This window comes from Streptomyces sp. NPDC007901 (genome assembly GCF_042959465.1).
Lineage (GTDB): Bacteria > Actinomycetota > Actinomycetes > Streptomycetales > Streptomycetaceae > Streptomyces.
Map to the genome: position 1 here is coordinate 70,978 of NZ_JBIBKW010000008.1, position 16,148 is coordinate 87,125.

Here is a 16,148-nt window from a genome sequence, read left to right on the forward strand (position 1 = left end):
ACATGACGCGATCCGGGCCCACTTGACAGCGCAGCTAGCCTGAGCGGCAACGCATTGGTCTGTACCAACAGGAGGGTGCACGCTATGGTCTCCCGTACGCACAGCGAGGGGTTGCGTCAGCTGGCGCGCTCCGTCCTGCAGCCGGGGTTTGTGGGCACCGAGGCTCCCGACTGGGTGCTGCGCGAGATCGGGGACGGGCTCGCGTCGGTCGTGCTCTTCTCCCGCAACATCGTCACGCTCGAACAGGTCGCCCGGCTGACCGGGCAACTACGCGCGGAGAACCCCGAGTTGATCATCGCGATCGACGAGGAGGCCGGTGACGTCACGCGGATCGAGTCGGCGACCGGCTCCACCCGGCCGGGCAGCTTCGCACTCGGAACCGTCGACGACACCGACCTGACCGAGGCCGTCGCCGCCGACCTGGGCCGCCAGCTGCGCACGGCCGGGGTGAGCCTCGACTACGCGCCGAGTGCGGACGTGAACTCCAACCCCGACAACCCGATCATCGGGGTGAGATCCTTCGGCGTCGACACCAAGGTGGTGGCGCGGCACACCGGGGCCTGGATCCGGGGGCTCCAGTCGGCCGGGGTCGCCGCCTGCGCCAAGCACTTCCCCGGCCACGGCGATGTGGCCGTCGACTCCCACCACGGCCTGCCCGTGTACGGCGCCGACCGCGCCCGGATCGCCGAGCAGGCCCTGCCGCCGTTCCGCGCGGCGATCGAGGCGGGCGTCCGTGCGGTGATGAGCGGTCACCTGCTGGTACCCGCCTACGACCCCGACCTGCCCGCCACCCTGAGCCGGCGCATCCTGGAGGAACTGCTGCGCCAGGAACTCGGGTTCGACGGCGTGATCGTCACCGACGCCATCGAGATGGGCGCGGTGACCGGCCTCTACGGGATCGGCGGAGCCACGGTCAGGGCCGTCGCCGCCGGTGCCGACGCCGTCTGCGTCGGCGGCGAGAACGCCGAGGAGGCCACCGTGGGCCTCCTCGTGGACACCCTCGCCGACGCCGTCCGGTCGGGGGGCCTGCCGGAGGAACGACTCGTGGCGGCGAGCCGCCGCGTCCGGGAGTTCGCGGCCTGGTCGGCGGGGCTCACCCCGGCCGGCCTCGCCCCCTGGGGCGACGGCGGCATCGGATTCGCCGCCGCCCGCCGCGCCATCCGGCTGACCGGAGCCGTACGGCACGCCCTGCCCCTGGTCACCGCACCGCACGTGGTGGAGCTGGCGCCCGCCACCAACCTCGCCATCGGCAAGGAGACCCCCTGGGGCGTGGCCGCCCCGCTGGGCGAGCGGCTGCCCGGCACGACCTCCGTCCGAGTGCGCCGCGAGGACCTGCAGGCGCACACCACCACGCTCCAGACACAGGCGCTGGCGCCCGCCTCGGGACGGCCCCTGGTCGTGGTGGTCCGCGACGCCGCCCGGCACGCGTGGATGGCCCAAGCCCTCGCGGACCTCGTCGCCGCGCGTCCCGACGCGATCGTCGTGGAGATGGGCCTGCCGGGCACCGTCGTCCCCTCGGCCGCCCAGATCTTCACGCACGGCGCCACGGCCGCCTCCGGGGTCGCCGCCGCCGAGGTGCTGGCGGGTGCCCTTTAGTGCAGTCCTGAGGGCAACTTCCGTACCCGTAAGCGACATTGACGCCTCCCTGCCCCTTCCCTACGGTCCGAGAGCGCTCTCACACCTGTCCCCCGACGCAGGGAGCCCCGATGTCCCCCGTCCACCGACCACGAGTCCGTCCCCTGCGCCGGCTGGCGGCAGCGCTCGCCCCGGCTCTGTTCGTCGCCCTCGTCCCCCTCACACCCCCGGTGGCCGCCGCCGACACCTCCGCGGCGGCCACCGTCTGCAACAAGTACTGCGACACCCGCGACCCCGCGCTCTCCCCGGGCGACCGCACCCCGGTCACGGCGAGCGTCTACGGGCGCTCGATCGTCCTGCACTTCGACGACACCGACGCCATGGGCTGGGCCTCCCTCGACAACGGCAACCCCGGCGACGAGGTGTGGCTCGACCGTTCCTTCGACGGCGGCCGCACCTGGAGTTCGGGCAGCAAGCTCGGCGACACCACCGTGCCCACAGGGCAGCGCGGCTGGCGCACCCTCATGTACAACGTGGACGACTGGAACAACCTCGGCGTCGGAGCCCTGCGCGCCTGCGGGAAGGCCGGCGACCGCGCCGAGATCGCGTGCACCCCCTGGGCCCGCACCACCTGGAACGCGGGCGAGCCCCGCACCGCCGCCGCCACCGGCCTGATGACCTTCTACGACTACGGAACCGGCCTCTTCGACACCACCGGCTGGTGGAACTCCGCGAACGCCCTGACCGCGGTCATCGACAACATCCGCGTGACGGGCATGGGCAGTTACCGCTACGCGATCGCCCGCACCTACGACCTCAACATCAACGCCCAGGGCGGCCAGTTCCGCAACGACTACATCGACGACACCGGCTGGTGGGGCCTCGCCTGGGTCGCCGCCTACGACCTCACCGGCGACACCCGCTATCTCGACACGGCCCGCGCGGACGCCGACCACATGGCGGCCTACTGGGACGGCACCTGCGGCGGCGGGGTGTGGTGGAGCACCGCGAAGACGTACAAGAACGCGATCGCCAACTCCCTCTACATCCAGCTCAACGCGGCCCTCCACAACCGCGTCCAGGGCGACACGACCTACCTCGACCGCGCCCGCGCCGGCTGGACCTGGTTCCAGGGCACCGGCATGGTCAACGGCTCCCACCTGGTCAACGACGGCATCGACCTGTCCACCTGCGGCAACAACGGACAGGCCGTCTGGTCCTACAACCAGGGCGTCCTCCTCGGCGCCCTCGCCGAGCTCTACCGGGCCACGGGCGACGCCGGACTGCTCACCAACGCCCGGCAGATCGCCGACGCCGCCACCACGACCTCCCTGCTCCACACCTCCGACGGCATCCTGCGCGACCCCTGCGAGACCGGCGACTGCGGAGCCGACGGACCGTCCTTCAAGGGCGCGGACGTGCGCGGCCTCGGCAGGCTGAACTCGGTGCTGCCGGACCACCCGTACACCGCGTACCTCAAGCGCCAGGCGGACAGCGCCCAGGCGAACGACCGCAACGCCCTCGACCAGTACGGGCTGCACTGGTACGGGCCGCTCGACCAGGTGGACGCGGCACGCCAGCAGAGCGCGCTCGACCTGCTCGACGCGGTGTCCTGACCGCTCGGCATCGCGCGCTCGCAGCCCGGATCACACCATGGGGATCCACCGGTCCGGCTGCCCTCGCTCGTGCCGTACGTCTCATGCGTGTCGGATCTTCAAGTCCCTTCCTTTTCACGGTGCTTGACGAGACGTTCGATCCGGCCGGAGGGAGGCCTGGGACGGTCGGACGGCCCCTCGTACGGCCCAGGAGACCGCGCCCGACAACGCCTTGTTGAAGAGGACTTGGCTGGCGATCGCCTTGCCGTTCGGTTACCGGGCCGTCACCATAGATGTGCCGCCCGGAGCCGTACGCCGAGGAGACGCCTATGGACAGCCACGAGCAGTTCTTTGCCACGAGCGTCGTCAGAGACTTGCACGACACCTCGCTGGACGAGGTACCGGAGTCCGCTCAGGAATTGACTCTGGCAAGAATGCTCGTGGGGGACGCAGAACAGGTGGCTGCCTTCCAGTCGTCGCTCTGACCGGCCGACCGCAACCCCAAGGGACCGTACCGATGATCGCGGTGACGCGGCCCTTCCGCCAGTTCGTGATCAAAGTGCACAGTCGTTGCGACCTGGCCTGTGACCACTGCTATGTCTACCAGCACGCCGACCAGAGCTGGAGCCGGCGTCCGGTGACCATGTCGGAGGAGACGTTCCGGCGTACGGCCGACCGGATCGCCGAGCACGCCTCCGCGCACAACCTCTCCCGCGTACACGTTGTCCTGCACGGCGGCGAACCCCTGCTCGCCGGACGGGAACGGCTGCGCCGCTTCGCCCGCGAACTGCGCTCCGCGCTGCACGGCGTGGCCGAACTAGACCTGCGGATGCAGACCAATGGGCTGCGGCTCGACGACGCCTTCTGCGCGATGCTCGCGGAGGAATCCATCATCACCAGCATCTCGCTCGACGGCGACGAGACGTCCAACGACCGCCACCGCGTGCGTCGCAACGGCACCGGCTCCTACCACGACGTGGTGCGTGCCGTCCGCCTCATGACCGCCCCCGACCACCGGAGCGCCTTCGGCGGTCTGCTCTGCACCATCGACATCGAGAACGACCCCGTGGCCGTCTACGAGGCCCTCGCCGCCCTCCACCCGCCCGCCGTCGACTTCCTGCTCCCACACGCCACCTGGGAGCACCCGCCACCCCGCCGGGATGCGAGTCCCTCCCGCTCGAACGCGGTCGACAGCGGGGGAGCGACCGGCGCCGCCTACGCCGACTGGCTGATCGCCGTGCACCAGCGGTGGACCGCGGACGGCATGCCGATGCGCATCCGGATGTTCGAGTCGATCAGCCGGCTGACCCGGGGCCGGAGCAGCCTCACCGAGGCGCTGGGGCTGGGCAGTTCGGATCTGCTGGTGGTGGAGACCGACGGCGCCATCGAACAGGCGGACTGGCTCAAGACGGCCTACCCGGGCGCCCCGGAGACCGGAATGCGCATCGACACCCACCGCCTCGACGAAGCCGCCGAGCACCAGGGCATCCAGGCCCGCCGCGCCGGCCTGGACGGCCTGAGCGCACAGTGCCGAGCCTGCCCCGTCGTCGCCGTCTGCGGCGGCGGCCTGTACGGACACCGCCACCGCGCGTCCAACGGCTTCGACAACCCCTCCGTCTACTGCGCCGACCTCCTCAAGATCATCGAGTACGTCCAGACCACCGAACGCGACGACGCCGACATCCGGCACGGCTGGCATGGCCTGACCTGGACCCACTTCGACGAACTGGCCGCCGGATACGGTGGAACGGCAGCCGTACGGTCCCTCGCGGCGGCCCAGAACAGCCAGCGCCGGGCCCTGCTGGCAGCGGCCCGCCGCGCGGACACGGAGGCACTGTCGCCAAGCGGATCGGACGAAGTCGGCCGCGGTTCGACAGCGCACCCCCGAAGGAGCACGGGGCGGAACGATGTGCGCCTCCGCCGCGACGGGGGTCCCTCCTGTTCGAGCGCGGTCGAGAATGAAGGAGCGGTCGGCCGCGACGGTGCCGCAGACGATCGACGGCATATCGCGGCACCTCCGGCGGAGCGCTCCGCGGCCTGGGAGGCGATAGCGGCCCTGTCGCCGCCCGCCTTGGACGTCCTCCTCTCCGACCCGTATCTACGCGTGTGGGCCCTGGGCTGTGTGCAGTCGGTGCGGCGGGCCCAGGGCCACCCGGCCGAGGCCGCCCTGTCGGCCACCGCCCGCACCGGCGGCAGTCTGACCCTGCCCGTCCCGCTGCGCCACGGCCCCGAGGGCCCGTCGATCCATCTGCCCGGCATGGGACGCCTGTTGCTGCGCGGCGGCAGCCGCGACCGACGGCCGGGGACGGTCACGGTCACGACCGCCGACACCGAGCTCATGGCCGAGGGACACGTTCTGGGCCGGGAGCGGCTCCCCGACGGAATGCTCTGGCAGCCCCTGCGACAACTCTCCGCAGATGGTCTGGAAGTGACGCTGGACGACCTGGACCCGTCCCGGGACTGCTACGGATACCGACCTCTGCCCCGCCTCTCCGAGGCCGAATTCCGACGCTGGGAGCAGCTGTTCGGGGAGGCCTGGCGACTGATCCGGACCGAGTACCCCGACTACACCCACGCCATTGCCGCCGGCCTCACCACGGTGACCCCCCTCGCCCCCGCCCCCTCCGGCGACGACACCAGCGCCACCTCCCGCCACGCCTTCGGCGCGGTCGGCCTCGCCCTGCCCCGCTCGGCGGAGGATCTGGCCATGCTGATCATCCATGAGTATCAGCACGTCAAACTGGGTGCGATGCTCGATATGTTCGACCTGCTGGACAGCGTGGACGAGCGCCGGTACCGAGTGCTGTGGCGCCCCGACCCGAGGCCGTTGGACGCCGTGGTCCAGGGGGCCTACGCCCACCTCGCGGTGGCCGATGTGTGGCGGATCAGGCTTCGGCGCGGGGTGCCGGGGGTGGGTGCGGCTCTGTACGAACGCTCTCGCGTGGAAGCCGACAAATGGCGCACGGCCGTTCTCGACGCCCTCGACGCCGTGGCCGGATCCGGCTCCCTCACCGCATTGGGACACCGTTTCGTCCGCGGACTCCGGGGCGAGGCGGAAACCCTGGGCGGGGTGGCCGAAACCGGCCCGGTCGCGGTGTAATGATGGGCCGACTTCCGCTCCTCGTACCGGTGTCCGTACAACTTGCTCCGGTCAGCCCCTGGCACCGGCAGTGTTTTTCGCGTCCAATGGATCCGGAGGAGATCCGGCCGCGAGGTTCAGGGCCTGGGAGGGGCCCGAGGGGGACGACGGGGGAGGGGAAAGACGAGTCCATGGTTCAAGCGGCTGTTCAAGCGACCCAATCGGCGGATTCCTCCGATCCGTATGTGTTCTTCATGAGCTATGCCCGGACGCCGCTGATGGGGGCACGTCCGAAGAAGGACGCGTCGGATGTGGCACTGGAGCAATTCCACGCACAGTTATGCAGCGACATCATGCAGTTGACCGACCATGACGGCGAGGAATCACCAGGTTTCCTCGACCAGAGAATGGGTGTCGGCGCCGACTGGGAGAACCGGCTCAAGCAGGCTCTGGCCACCTGCCGGGTGTTCGTACCGATCTACAATATTAGGTACTTCACCCGAGAATGGTGCGGAAAGGAATGGGACGCCTTCGCCCGGCGTCAGGAGGAACAACTCCGTACGCGGCCCTACACCGGAAACGCGATCGTGCCCGTTCTGTGGGTGGGGGAACAGCATCTGGCCCTGCCGTCCGTGGTCGCGAAGGTGCAGTACGCCCACCCCGATCTGGGTAAGGATTATCTGCAGTCCGGTCTCTACGGGCTGAAGCAGGCCGGCCGTCACGTCAAGTACCGCAGTTCTGTGTGGGCGCTCGCCCAGATGATCGTCAAAGTGGCTCAGCAGACCAGCCTTGAACCGTGCGACGTGGAGTTGTTCAAAGACCTCCGGAACGTCTTCGAGGGGGACTAGCAGGATGCCGATGTTCTTCATGAGCTATGCGCGGGTCCCTGCCCCCCGACACCGGGACGCATCGCAGGATCCCAATCGCCTGGTCTTCCAGTTCTTCGACGAACTGTGCGGAAAGGTGGCGCGCCTGGCGCGAGTGCCGCGGGAGGAGGCGGGCTTCGTCGAGCGGCTCGGGACACCCGGCGAGGAGTCGATCGACGCACTCTTCGGATGCAAGGTCTTCGTTCCGCTGTATTCGCAGAGGTACTTCAGCAACCCCCAGTGCGGGCGCCAGTGGACCGCCGTCACCCAGTACACGGTTCAAGGACCCCGGCCGAGCATCGTGCCCGTGCTGTGGACGCCGGTCCTGCCCACGTCGCTCCCCAAGAAGGTCAAGGACCGTTACCCCGAGAAGCCGGACGATATCGGTGAGGCGGCCGACAACTACACAGCCAAGGGGCTCATGGGACTGCACCGGCTGCTCGACGAGCTGCTGGAGCTGACCGAACGACCGGACCCGGAGGACGAGGACGCGGCGGCCCAGGCCTCCGCCCAGCTCGCCCAGGTGACCGACTGGCTGGCCCGGCGCATCGTCGACCAGGCCGCCACGGTTCCCGAGCCGTCGCAGACCCCGCCCGGCGGGGGGAATCCGGTGCGGCCGATGACGCTCGCGGGGCTGGACGACGCCTTCGCCGACCCGCCCTTCGCCTCCCCGCTGCACATCACCGTGCTCGCCCCGACCGAGGAGCAGTTACCGGTCGGCCGGGACAGCAGCCGTTACGGACCACGCGCCGACGACTGGCGACCCTATGGTCCCGCTGTCGGCCCGCTGGTCGGACAGATGGAGGCCCTGGCCCGGAACCTCGGCTTCGAACCCACCGTGGTGCCCTTCCACAAGATCCAGGCGGAGCTGCGGAGCACGGAACTCCCCACCGCCCCGTGGATCCTGGTGGTGGACCCCTGGGCACTGGAGAATCCCCAAATGGCAAGCCAAGCACGGGAGTTCGACAGGGCCCGACGACCGTGGACCGCTGTGCTGAGTACCCTTGCCGGGGACGATCTGCAGACCAAGGAGCACTCCGATCGGCTGCACGGGCTGCTGATGCAGCACTTCCCCCGCTTCCTCAGCGAGGGCCGGGTGGGAGAGCAGGAAGCGGTCCGCGGGCTGGCCGGGGCCGATGTCTTCACCCGCTGGTTCGGTGAGCTGGCCGAGGCAACCAAGATCCGCTATTTGCGGTACATTCATTCGCAATTGTCCCGGAGTGACGCTGGCGCCCGGGGTGTTCCGGAGTCCGGTCCGGACCTGCCCCGACGGCCCGACGCAGGCCGGGACAACGGGGCATCGAGCGGCGGAGGTCGCGTGGAGGGCAGGCCATGACCGGCGAGGACATGCGCAGGATCATCACGTTCTACTCGTACAAGGGCGGTACGGGGCGGACGATGGCACTGGCCAATACCGCATGGATTCTGGCCTCCTCGGGCAATCGTGTGCTGGTGGTCGACTGGGATCTCGACGCTCCAGGTCTCGACCGCTTCCTGCATCCCTTCCTGAGCGAGAGGCAGCTGCGCGAGACACCCGGAGTGCTCGAACTGGTCAGCCGGTCGACCCAGTTCATGAGCTCGGCACAGGGTCTGGGCGAGCCCGCGCAGCACCGGGAGCCGGGCTCCGAATACCCCGGTACGGCCGACCTGGTGGCACCCGACGGAATCACCCTCAACAGCTGCCTGATCCAGGTCGACTGGAATTTCCCCGAAGGCGGTCAGCTCTACTATCTGCCGGCCGGCACGAAGAACAAGGGCTACCTCTCGGCGTTCTCGCAGTTCGACTGGAAAGAATTCATGGACGGCCCGCTGGCCACCCGGTTCATGGAAGGGCTGAAACGCGAGTTCGTCGAGAACTTCGACTACGTCCTCATCGACAGCCGTACCGGACTCAACGACATCTCCGACATCTGCACGGTCAATCTGCCGCACACCGTCGTCACCTGCTTCACCCCGAGCAGCCAGAGCATCGAGGGCGCGGCCGGTGTCGCCGAGCGCATCGACGGGATGCTGTACGGCAACCGGGACATCCGCATCCTGCCCGTGCCGATGCGGGTGGAGAACGCCGAGGCCGACCGGCTGGACGCCGCCCGTGGACAGATCCAGTACCGCTTCGACCGGATCGTACGCAAGCACCTGCCCGAGCAGGACCCGGAGGACTACTGGGGGAGCGTGGAGATCCCCTACCGGCCCATCTACTCCTACGAGGAGACGCTGGCCCCGTTCCGTGAGCAGCCGGGGGACCCCAAGAGTCTGCTCTCCGCGTACGAGAGGCTCACCGCGGTCATCACGGATGGTCAGGTCGACTCGATGCCGCGCATCGAGGAGTCACTGCGCCGCAAGACCCTGGATCGGTACACCCGCCATCGCCCGCCGCGCATCTCCGATGTGTACGTCAGCTTCGTGCCCCAGGACAGGAGCTGGGCCAACTGGGCCGGCGCGGTCCTGGAACAGGCCGGGTTCAAGGTCCATTTGGCGCAGGAGGGCACCGACGAGGGCTCACAGGCGCGCGAGGAGATCGAGCACGGCGTCGAGTCGGCCTCGCACACGCTGATCATCTTCTCCGAGGACTACGTCAGGTCGCCCCGTTTCCGCACCACCTGGGAGACGGTCTTCGCGGAGAGCGACCGGCGCGCCCACCAACTCGTCTCGATAAAGGTCGACCGGCAGGTGGTCCTGGAGGCGCCCTTCACGGAACAACTCGCCGACATGACCCGCTGCGACAGCGGGGAAGCCGGACGGGCCGCTCTGCTGACCTGGTTCGGTCGCGGCGGGGAGTCCCTGACGGGTAATCACTTCACCGGCGCCGAGCCGAAACTGCCCCGTTTCCCGAAGTCCGAGCCGCTGGTCTTCGGGGTCCCGCTGCGTACGTCGTCCTTCACCGGCCGTACGGAACTGCTGGAGAGCATCCGGGAGAAGCTCTGGAAGGCGGACACCCGGTCCCTCGTGCTCAAGGGCATGGGCGGGGTCGGCAAGACCCTGCTGGCCCAGGAGTTCGCATATCGCTACAAAAGCGACTACGACGTCGTCTGGCACATCGAGGCAGAGCAGCGGATGCTGGCCGTCGAGACATTCGCGGGCCTGGCCGAGCCACTCCATCTGCCGGAGCGGACGAATCCGACCGACACGGCCAAGACCGTGTACGACGCCCTCAACGACGGCGAAAGCTACGACAGCTGGCTGCTGATCCTGGACAACGTCCCTGAGCCGGACCACCTCCCCGATTTCATGATGGACGGCCGCCGCGGCCACATTCTGGTCACCAGCCAGCGTGCCGAGGGCTGGGGACGCTTCGTGGACACCCTCGACGTCCCCGTCTTCGAACGGCCGGAGAGCATCGCCCACCTGCACAGCCGACTGCCCGACTGCGGGTGGGCGGAGGCCGACCAGATCGCGGAAGCCCTGGGCGACCTGCCGAGCGCCATCGAACGGGCCGCGGCCTACATCGAGCAGGCCAGGGCCGACGTCCGCGACTACATCAATCAGCTCCAGCCCCAGGCCACCGGAGCTCCCGACGACAACACGGTCGGGGAAGTCGTCAAGAACACCTGGGAATTCCCGCTCGGGCAACTGGCGGAGAAGTTCCCGCACGCGGTGAAACTCCTGCAGATCTGCTCCTACTACAGTGCCGAGCCGATCTCGATGGACCTGCTGGAGGGCTACGAGGTCTCCCGTGCCCTGGGCGGGGTCCGTATGGTCTCCCGCGCGTACAAGGAACTGAGCCGTTTCTCGCTGGCCACGGTGGACCGCAAGGCGCGGACGCTGACGGTGCACCGGACGTTGCAGGCCGCCATGCGGAAGGAGATGAGCGAGGCGGAGTACGAGGCGGCGCAGGAAGTGGTCTACCGCTCGCTGATCGCCGCGAGGCCCAGCGGGGACGATCCCGAGAACCCCAATACCTGGGAGAAGTACCGCGTCATCTGGCCTCATCTCGGCACACCGTGGGCGGAGAGCTCGCCCGACGAAGGCATCAAGGAACTCTTCGTGGACCGGGTCCGCCAGCTACGCCGCCGGGGCGAGCTGACCCTGGCGAAGGAGTACAGCGACAGGCGTGTGGCCACGTGGTCCAAGGAAGGCTCGTCGGACGAGCGCTGGACGCTGCACATGCGCTTCCAGATCGCCAACATCCTGCGCGCCCAGGGCAGATACGAGGAGTCGCTGGCCCTGGACCAGGAGGTCCTGGACCGGCAGCTCCAGGTACTCGACGATGTCGACGATCTGCACATCCTCATGACCACCAGCAGCATCGCGGCCGATCTGCGAGGGCTCGGCCGACTGTCGGAGGCACTGCGCTACGACGAGGAGACCTACGAGAGGTACAGCGACATCTATGGCGAGGACAACGCCCGCACGCTCAGCGCGGCGAACAACCTGGCCGTCGCCCTACGCCTGTCCGGCGACTACGAGAGGGCCCGCGATCTCGACCGCAGGACGCTGGAACTGCGTGAGGCGATCCAGCTTCAGGACCATCCCCTGACCATCGAGTCGGCGGTCAACCTGGGCCGGGACCTGCGTGACTGCGGAGACTACGAGGAGTCTGTCACGCTGCTGAGCAGCGCCTACGAACGCTGTCTGCGCAACGCCCGCCTCACCCAGGGCTCGCCCACCGTGCTGAACACGGCGAAGGGGCTGGCCGGTTCACTGCGCAGGGCGGGACGGGCGGCGGAGGCCGAGGATCTCGTACGCCATGTTCTGCGGAGCACCCCCGAGGGAGAGAAGGGATCGACCTCGGAGCGGCCCTTGCTGGAGATGAGCCTGGCCGGCGACATGGCCGCCCAGGGCAGGGTCGACGAGGGACTGGGCCTGATTCGCCGGGCCCTGGGAGAGCTGAGGGACAACCTTGGGGAAGCCCACTCCCACACCATCGCCTGCTCGGTCAACTACGCCGTTCTGCTGCTCGACGACGGCATGTCCGTGCGCTCCGAGGCGGCGGCCGAGGCGCGGGAGCTGCTGAGCCGGGCCCGGGACAGGTTCTCCGAACTCAACGGTGAGGGCCACCCCTTCGTGCTCATCTGCCGTGCCAACCTGGCCATCGCCGAGGCGGCACTCGGCGACTGGGAGGAAGCCCGCAAGACCAGCATCGGGGCGTACGAACTGCTCAGGGAGGTCCTCAAGCCCTCCCATCCGTCGACGCTGACCTGCGCCGGGAACCTCGCCGTCATCTTGAGCCATGTGGGCAGGGCGGACGAGGCCCGCACCAAACACCACGACGCGTTGGCCGAGTTGAGCAAGCGCATCGGCAGGGAGCACCCCCGGGTGCTGGCCCTCAAGGAGTGGAAGCTCAGCTGCCTGGACCTGGAGCCACACCCGATCTAGCAATTACCGGGATCCTGAAATGGGTGAGGGCCTTCTGGCCTGGTGTGGATTGCGACTTCTGCACAGTGACCAGAAAGGCCCTCATGCGTGGTCGAGGACGGCCGGCCCTGCGGTGGGCCGACCGCTACCGGATGTCCGGCGAAGCAGGCATGGCCGACCGTTCCAGCCGTCGGCACCGCAGCCCGTGGCGGACCCCCGGCCCGCACCGAGCGGCGCATCGCCAAGGTCCGACCCGGCCGCGGTGCACCGCGTCCTTGCCCACCACGGCCTGGCCCGCCTCGCCTACAGCGAGATCCACACGGACGCGAGGAAGCAGACCGCCACCGGCTTCTGGACCCGCGCCAACGCCTTCTTCGCCGACCGCGGGATCATCGTCGAACGCGCCCTGACCGACATCGATGTCGACGACGGCGATATTCCCCACAGCGCTGGAGTTCCCGGGTCGCTCGCTTCCACCGCGGACACACCGCGCTCGCAGAGAACCCACCCGCCGGCCGCGTCCCCAACCTCACAGGGCTATACATCCAGCGCTGCCCCATCGGGCCGCATGAGCGACGGTAGTGGGATCGGATGCCGGCGCCTGTGGATCAGACGTTGGCCTTGTCCCGGACCCAGGCGAGTACGTGGGGCAGTGCGGGCAGGGCCGCGAAGTGGGCCGCGGACGGCTGCAGAACGGCTTTGGCCGAGGGGATCTTCTTCGCCAGCCAGTGGAAATGGGCAACGGGCGCGAAGATGTCGCGCTCGCCGTGCCACAGCATGACAGGTACCGAACCGTCGACCTCCTTGAGATCGAACCCCCAGTGCGAGCGGAACGCGACCAGATCGTCCACCCAGCCCATCGGCGCGCGCGGATCGTCCTTCTCCCCCTCGCCCTGTTCGGCCTGGTCCACTGCGGAGAGGTAGTTCCTCAGGAGGTGTTGGCGGATGCCGGCGTCCTCGACGATCACCCGGTCCACCGTCGGCATCTCCTCGCGGAGGGACGCGAGGAACACAGTGGGATCACGCCGGATGATGTCCGCGTTACGGGCCAACAGCGCGCCCAACTCGGTCACATCGGGTGCATGACGGTCGAGCAGGTGATAAGTCGACACATTGGACTCGGACATGTCCTTGTGCCAGTCGAGCCCATCGCCGTCGGCGTCCGGCGGGGCGAGCGAGACCATCGCGGCGACACTCGCCACCTGGCTGCCGATATTCCGTGCCGCGCAGGCCAAGGCATGCGGTGCGCCGCCCGATCTGCCCACCACGGAGTACTTCTTGAGTTGCAGATCCCGGGCGATGGCGTCGATGTCCTCGGCGCCGTCGACGACCGTGCGCTTCGCATGGCGTTCGGAACCGCCGTAGCCTGGTCTGTCGTAGGCAATGAGGCGTACACCGAGTTTGTGCAGATCGAAGGTGCGAGGTCGCGGACCGAGTCGGCTTCCGGGAGTCCCATGCAGGAGAAACACCGGGTGCGCGTCCGGATCGCCCCATGTCTCGTAGGCGATCGCCCGTCCGCCGGAGTGCGTCCTCGCTGTCTCAACCACCCGATGCCCTCCCGTGCCAGCCGGCTGTGAGTGAAGCGCGGGACCTCCCAGCATCCCGCATGGGAGGTCCCGCCTCTAGTAACTGCTCAGCCGTTTTGGCTTCATGTGGCAAGAATCGGGTAAACGTGGATGCCGCTCGGCTGTACCGCCCCAACGTAGTGCACCGTGCTTCGGGCCGCTGGGAGAGAGGAGGAGTTCCTGATGCCCTGGTTGCCCGTGCGGTAGCCCGCGCCGACGCGCGTGCACGGTCTCATTCGCTCTCAGTGATGTCCGTCGTCTGGGCGAATGCGCGACCACCCGTACGGAGCAGGGCGGACGCTGACGTTCCGGAAAGTGGCGTGTTTCACGCACCCGCCGAGGCGTCACGAGGGGTGCCGTAGGTACCGGCCGCCGGGTGGGTGAAGACGTCGCGGGTCACCGCGCGTCGTGCGCCTGGAGGAGCGACCAACCCGTCGTACGCCGAGCAGGCACACTTCCCGCATCCGTCGTAGGGGCGTTCGATCATGTTCAGGTCCGCACCGCGCAAGATTTCTCCGCTCCGAACACGCGAGGTACGGAGATTGGGCGGCCACACCCAGGGTGATCTCGCTCAGCCCAGGAAGCTCAGTCGAACCTGACGGTTGGCATTGGAGATGTTGGTGTCGACCAGGCACACCGACTGCCAGGTGCCCAGTTCCAGGCGGCCGTTGATCACCGGCAGGGTGGCGTGCGGGGGGACGAGCGCCGGGAGGACGTGGTCGCGGCCGTGGCCGGGGGTGCCGTGGCGGTGCTGCCAGCGGTCGTCGGCGGGGAGCAGGGTGTGCAGGGCGGCCAGCAGGTCGTCGTCGCTGCCGGCGCCGGTCTCGATGACGGCGATGCCGGCCGTCGCGTGGGGGACGAAGATGTTCAGCAGTCCGTCGCGGCCGGCCGCGGCCTCGCGGAGGAAGGCCTCGCAGTCGCCGGTCAGGTCGACGACCCGCTCCCGGCTTCCGGTGGCGACATGGATCTCGCGTGTGGTGAAGGCATCCGACATGCCCCCATCCTGGCCCATGCGCCGGGCCGGCAGCGGGGCGGCCGTGACGGGAAGGTCCATGGCCGCCCCTCTGTTGGTAGAAGCGTGAACAATGTGCGTGAGGTCGAGGTAGTCGTCACAGGCGCTGGTCAGGCGGGTCTGTCCAGCGCCTATCACCTGCGGCGCACCGGTTTCGAGCCGGACCGCGACTTCGTGGTCCTGGACCACTCCCCCGCCCCCGGCGGCGCCTGGCAGTACCGGTGGCCGTCGCTGACATACGGCAAGGTGCACGGGATGCACGCGCTGCCGGGCATGGAGCTGACCGGGGCCGATCCGGCGCGGCCGTCCGCCGAGGTGATCGGCGGGTACTTCACGGAGTACGAACGCACCTTCGACCTGCGGGTACGACGGCCCGTCGACGTCCGCGCGGTGCGCGAGGGCGAGGAGGGGCGGCTGCTCGTCGAGACCGACCACGGCGACTGGTCGACGCGAGCGCTGATCAACGCCACCGGCACCTGGGACCGGCCGTTCTGGCCGCGCTATCCGGGTCAGGAGACCTTCCGCGGGCGGCAGCTGCACACCGCGCAGTACGCCGGGCCCGAGGAGTTCGCCGGGAAGCGGGTCGTGGTCGTCGGCGGCGGGGCCTCCGGCACCCAGCATCTGCTGGAGCTCGCCCCGTTCGCGAAGTCCACCACCTGGGTCACCCGGCGGCCGCCGGTCTTCCGCGAGGGCCCCTTCGACGAGGGCGCGGGCCGGGCCGCGGTGGCGTTGGTGGAGGAGCGGGTACGGCAGGGGCTGCCGCCGCGGAGCGTGGTCTCGGTCACCGGGCTGCCCCTCAACGACGCGATCCGGCAGGGCCTCAAGGACGGCGTCCTGGACCGGCAGCCGATGTTCGACCGCATCACCGCGGACGGGGTGGAGTGGAACGACGGGCGGCGGGTCGAGGCCGACGTCATCCTCTGGGCCACCGGTTTCCGCGCCGCCCTGGAGCATCTGACACCGCTGCGGCTGCGCGAGCCTGGCGGCGGGATCCGGGTCGAGGGGACCCGCGCGGTCGCCGATCCGCGCGTCCACCTCGTCGGGTACGGCCCCTCGGCGAGCACCATCGGCGCCAACCGCGCGGGCCGGGAAGCCGTCCGGGACATCAGGAGGCTGCTCACCGGGGAGCCGGTCGCCGCCGCCTGACCGGCAGGCAGCGGC

The 16,148-nt window shown here is 69.2% G+C and carries 11 protein-coding genes and 1 pseudogene; 9 read left to right on the plus strand and 3 right to left on the minus strand.

All coding sequences use genetic code 11. The features are described 5' to 3' along the window. Positions 1-84 precede the first annotated feature (84 nt). From ACFZDK_RS25830 to ACFZDK_RS25865, 8 genes and pseudogenes are all read left to right on the plus strand, one after another. Positions 85-1,596 carry a glycoside hydrolase family 3 N-terminal domain-containing protein gene (locus ACFZDK_RS25830; protein ID WP_390976025.1) on the plus strand — a complete coding sequence of 504 codons (1,512 nt, stop codon included), beginning with the start codon at positions 85-87 and terminating at the stop codon, positions 1,594-1,596. A 110-nt stretch (positions 1,597-1,706) separates the two neighbouring features. Next, entirely contained in the window at positions 1,707-3,191 is a 1,485-nt protein-coding gene (locus tag ACFZDK_RS25835) for a glycoside hydrolase family 76 protein (protein ID WP_390976027.1), read from the plus strand. Positions 3,192-3,499: 308 nt separating this feature from the next. Then, positions 3,500-3,655, plus strand: coding sequence for an FxSxx-COOH cyclophane-containing RiPP peptide (fxsA, locus tag ACFZDK_RS25840; RefSeq protein ID WP_390976029.1), 156 nt, complete (start codon positions 3,500-3,502; stop codon positions 3,653-3,655). A 32-nt stretch (positions 3,656-3,687) separates the two neighbouring features. Beyond that, positions 3,688-6,270 carry an FxsB family cyclophane-forming radical SAM/SPASM peptide maturase gene (locus ACFZDK_RS25845; RefSeq protein WP_390976030.1) on the plus strand — a complete coding sequence of 861 codons (2,583 nt, stop codon included), beginning with the start codon at positions 3,688-3,690 and terminating at the stop codon, positions 6,268-6,270. Between the two features lie 233 nt (positions 6,271-6,503). Then, a complete protein-coding gene (locus ACFZDK_RS25850; RefSeq protein ID WP_390976496.1) occupies positions 6,504-7,097 on the plus strand; it encodes a TIR-like protein FxsC in 594 nt (197 codons plus the stop codon). Positions 7,098-7,101: 4 nt separating this feature from the next. Beyond that, positions 7,102-8,451, plus strand: a complete 1,350-nt coding sequence (gene fsxC / locus ACFZDK_RS25855; protein WP_390976031.1) for an FxsC protein — start codon at positions 7,102-7,104, stop codon at positions 8,449-8,451. Further along, the gene (gene fxsT, locus ACFZDK_RS25860; RefSeq protein ID WP_390976033.1) at positions 8,448-12,431 is read left to right on the plus strand and encodes an FxSxx-COOH system tetratricopeptide repeat protein; all 3,984 of its coding nucleotides are present in this window, start codon (positions 8,448-8,450) and stop codon (positions 12,429-12,431) included. Before fsxC ends, fxsT begins: the two co-directional genes overlap by 4 nt. A 104-nt stretch (positions 12,432-12,535) precedes the next feature. Next, a pseudogene (locus tag ACFZDK_RS25865) lies at positions 12,536-12,992 on the plus strand (hypothetical protein); the annotation flags it as partial. A 26-nt stretch (positions 12,993-13,018) separates the two neighbouring features. Here ACFZDK_RS25865 and ACFZDK_RS25870 read toward each other — a convergent pair. From ACFZDK_RS25870 to ACFZDK_RS25880, 3 genes are all read right to left on the minus strand, one after another. Then, complete coding sequence (locus tag ACFZDK_RS25870) at positions 13,019-13,957, minus strand: alpha/beta fold hydrolase (RefSeq protein WP_390976035.1); 939 nt, start codon at positions 13,955-13,957, stop codon at positions 13,019-13,021. 343 nt (positions 13,958-14,300) lie between these two features. Continuing rightward, a complete protein-coding gene (locus ACFZDK_RS25875) occupies positions 14,301-14,483 on the minus strand; it encodes a hypothetical protein (RefSeq protein ID WP_390976038.1) in 183 nt (60 codons plus the stop codon). Between the two features lie 63 nt (positions 14,484-14,546). Then, complete coding sequence (locus tag ACFZDK_RS25880; protein WP_390976498.1) at positions 14,547-14,969, minus strand: secondary thiamine-phosphate synthase enzyme YjbQ; 423 nt, start codon at positions 14,967-14,969, stop codon at positions 14,547-14,549. An 84-nt stretch (positions 14,970-15,053) separates the two neighbouring features. Here ACFZDK_RS25880 and ACFZDK_RS25885 point away from each other — a divergent pair, with 84 nt between their 5' ends. After that, positions 15,054-16,133, plus strand: a complete 1,080-nt coding sequence (locus ACFZDK_RS25885; RefSeq protein ID WP_390976040.1) for an NAD(P)-binding domain-containing protein — start codon at positions 15,054-15,056, stop codon at positions 16,131-16,133. The last annotated feature ends 15 nt before the right edge of the window (positions 16,134-16,148 follow it).

Excerpts from the sequence above, each read along its gene's own strand:
- ACFZDK_RS25830 (WP_390976025.1), top strand. The coding sequence starts at position 85 with ATGGTCTCCCGTACGCACAGCGAGGGGTTGCGTCAGCTGGCGCGCTCC.
- ACFZDK_RS25835 (WP_390976027.1), top strand. The coding sequence starts at position 1,707 with ATGTCCCCCGTCCACCGACCACGAGTCCGTCCCCTGCGCCGGCTGGCG.
- fxsA (WP_390976029.1), top strand. The coding sequence starts at position 3,500 with ATGGACAGCCACGAGCAGTTCTTTGCCACGAGCGTCGTCAGAGACTTG.
- ACFZDK_RS25845 (WP_390976030.1), top strand. The coding sequence starts at position 3,688 with ATGATCGCGGTGACGCGGCCCTTCCGCCAGTTCGTGATCAAAGTGCAC.
- ACFZDK_RS25850 (WP_390976496.1), top strand. The coding sequence starts at position 6,504 with ATGAGCTATGCCCGGACGCCGCTGATGGGGGCACGTCCGAAGAAGGAC.
- fsxC (WP_390976031.1), top strand. The coding sequence starts at position 7,102 with ATGCCGATGTTCTTCATGAGCTATGCGCGGGTCCCTGCCCCCCGACAC.
- fxsT (WP_390976033.1), top strand. The coding sequence starts at position 8,448 with ATGACCGGCGAGGACATGCGCAGGATCATCACGTTCTACTCGTACAAG.
- ACFZDK_RS25880 (WP_390976498.1), bottom strand. The coding sequence starts at position 14,969 with ATGTCGGATGCCTTCACCACACGCGAGATCCATGTCGCCACCGGAAGC.